The organism is Frankia sp. CcWB3, from assembly GCF_977927595.1.
On the sequence record NZ_CDWRCK010000004.1, the window covers coordinates 1 to 3,344 of the forward strand.

Here is a 3,344-nt window from a genome sequence, read left to right on the forward strand (position 1 = left end):
GACTGGGGCGGGCGGGGTCTCGATGGTCTCGCGGGTCTCGACGGTCTCGGCCGTGGCGCGGCCGGCGACGAGCGCCGCCAGCGCGGCCGGCGTCCGTTGGACGAAGACCTCGCGCGGGGTGAGCCCGACGCCTTCGCGGCGGGCCCGGTTGGCCAGCTGGATCGCGATGATGCTGTCGCCGCCGAGGGCGAGGAAGTCGTCGTCAGCGCCGACCCGGTCGGCGCTGAGCACGGCGGCGAACACCGCGCACAGCGTCCGCTCCAGGTCGGTGGCGCCCGACCGTCCCGAAGTCGCGGTGGTCAGGCCGGGAGCCGGCAGGGCGGCTCGGTCGAGCTTCCCGTTGCCGGTCAGCGGCAGCGCGTCCAACGCGACGACCGCGGCCGGGACCATGAAGTCGGGCAGCGCGGCGGCGGCCCGGTGCCGCAGCGCCGGCCCGTCGACGCGCCCGCCCGCCCGGGGGACGACGTAGGCGACCAGCCGGCGCCGGCCGGCGCCGTCCTCCCCGGCGACGACCACGGCCCGCTCCACCGCCGGATCGGCGGCCAGGACCGCCTCGATCTCGCCCGGCTCGATCCGGAAACCGCGGATCTTGACCTGGTCGTCGGCCCGGCCCAGATACTCCAGCGAGCCGTCCGGGCCCAGCCGGGCCAGGTCGCCGGTGCGGTACATCCGGTCGCCGTCTTCGCCGTAGGGGTCGGCCACGAACCGGGTGGCGGTCAGGCCGGAGCGGCCCAGGTAGCCCCGCGCGAGCTGGGCGCCGCTGACGTAGATCTCCCCCGGGACACCCGGCGGGACCGGGGCGAGGTGGCGGTCGAGGAGCCGTGCGCGCAGGCCGCGCAGCGGCTCGCCGATCACGCTCCGGCGGTCGGCGGCGGCATCGGCCGCGCCGGCCCGGTCCAGCGGCAGGTACGTGACGTGCACCGTGGTCTCGGTGATCCCGTACATGTTGACCAAAGTCGGTGCGCCGTCCGGGTGGCGCTCGTACCAGGGGGCCAGTCGGCCGAGCTCGAGCGCCTCGCCACCGAAGATCACCAGACGGAGGCTGAGGTCAGACCGTCCGGCCTCCTGCTCGGCCGCCCGCAGCGCGCCGAAGGCCGACGGCGTCTGGTTGAGGACGGTGACGGACTCCCGCCGCAGCAGGTCGAGGAACTGCTCGGGCGAGCGGGAGACGTCGTGGTCGACCACGACGAGCCGGCCGCCGTGCAGCAGCGGCCCCCACAGCTCCCACACCGAGAAGTCGAACGACACCGAGTGGAACAGCGTCCAGACGTCGGAGGCGTCGAAGCGGAAGAGATCCCGGGTGTCGGCGAACAGGCGCACCACGTTGCGGTGCGGGATCAGCGCGCCCTTCGGGCGGCCGGTTGAGCCGGAGGTGTAGATGACGTAGGCGAGGTTGTCCGGGCGCGCCCGCCCCGCCCCGTCCGGCGGGGTGGCCGGCGCTTCGGCCAGCGCCGCCCCGACCAGCGGGTCGTCCAGCGCGATCAGGGGCACGCTCGCCCGGGCCGGCAGCGCCGCGCGGGTCTCGATGGTGGTCACCGCGCAGACCGGCGCGGCGTCGCGCAGCATGAACGCGATCCGGTCGGCCGGGTAGGCCGGATCGACCGGCAGGTACGCGCCGCCGGCCTTGAGGACGGCCAGCAACGTCACGACCAGGTCGGCCGACCTGGGCAGCGCGACCGCCACGACCGACTCCGGGCCGACGCCCCGCCCCGCGAGCAGGCGGGCGAGCCGGTTGGCCCGCGCGTCCAGCTCGGCGTAGGTGAGCTCGGCGTCGCGCCAGCGCAGCGCGACCGCGTCCGGGGTCCGGTGGGCCTGGGCCTCGAACAGCTCGGGCAGGGTGGCGCCGGCGCCCCACCCAGGTGCCGGCGGCGGCGGGAGGAGGGCGGCCCGGCTCCGCTCGGCCGTGGGCAGGGCGGCGACGGCGCCGATCGGCCGGTCGGGATCGGTGGCGATCTCCTCGAGCAGCGCGAGCATCCGGTCGGCCAGGCCGGCGACGGTCGCGTCGTCGAGGACGCCGCGCTGGTAGCCAAAGGTGAGCCGCAACCGGTCGCCGGGGATCACCCGGATGGTCAGCGCGTAGTGGGTGGCGTCGTGGCCGTCGACGGCGGCCAGCCTTGGGCCGCCCGGCGGGATCAGCGTGGCCGCCGCGAACGGGTAGGACTCCAGGACGAGCAGGGTGTCGAAGGCATCCCCCTGGCCGGCCAGCGCCTGGATGTCGGCCAGGCCGAGGTGCTCGTGGGCGAACAGCCGGCCCTGGGCCGCCTGGAGCTCGGCCATCAGCGCGGCGAACGTCCCCCCGGCGGTCACGGTGGCCCGAACCGGGATGGTGGTGACGAACAGGCCGATCATGGCCTCGACCCCGGTCAGCGCCGCCGGCCGGCCGGCGGTCGCCGCCCCGAACACGACGTCGTCGCGGCCGGCTGCCCGGGCCAGCAGGACCGCGTGGGCCGCCCGCAGGACGGTACTCAGCGTCAGTCCCCGCTCGCGCCCGAGCGTGGCCAGGCGGGCGGCCAGCTCGGGGCTGGCCTCGCGGTCGACGGCGGCCGGGCTCGGGGGCGTCTCGCTCGCCGGCGTGGCGCGGTGGCCGCCGCCGGCGGCCAGTAGGGTCGGCCCCTCGAGGCCGGCCAGCTCGGTCCGCCAGGCCGCGCGGGCGGCGTCCCGATCCTGGGCCCGCAGCCAGCGCAGGTAGTCCGAGTACGAGCGGACGGCGGGCGGCCGGGGCGGCGGGGCGGCATCGGCATCGGCATCGGCATCGGCATCGGCGGCCAGCGTGAACAGTTCCCGCAGCACCAGCGGCAGCGACCAGCCGTCCAGGATGACGTGGTGGGCGCAGACCGCCAGCCGGGCGCTGTCCGCTCCGGTGCGGACCCACAGGAACCGGATGAGCGGCGGCGTGGTCAGATCGAAGCGCGCCGCCCGGTCGGCCACGACCAGCCGCTCGGCCTCGGCCAACCGCTCGGCGGCCGGCCAGCTGGAGAGGTCGACGATCGTCCACTCCGGTTCGGCCCGGTCCAGGATGGCCTGGGCCGGGGCGGCGCCGTCGGCCAGGATGGCGGCGCGCAGGAGGTCGTGCCGGGCGACGAGCTCCCGCGACGCCGCGCGCAGGCGTTCAGGGTCGAGGTCGTCGGCGTCGCCGCGCAGGTCGAGGACGAACTGGATGACGTAGACGTCCGGCGTGCCGTCCCCGTCGACGAGGCGGTGGAACAGCATCCCCGCCTGCGACGGCGACAGCGGCCAGACCTCGGTCAGGCCGGGCAGCCGCTCCCGCCAGCGGGCCAGGTCCGCCGGGTCGACCGGGGCCAAGCCCACGGGCGCCAAGCCCACAGGCGCCTGCTCTGAAGGCG

1 protein-coding gene is annotated in these 3,344 nt (G+C 76.6%); it reads right to left on the reverse strand.

The window, feature by feature from the left end; all coding sequences use genetic code 11:
• Positions 1–3,344 (reverse strand): non-ribosomal peptide synthetase (locus ACY5KJ_RS00895; protein WP_462202503.1); only part of this gene is annotated, 3,344 nt, incomplete at both ends.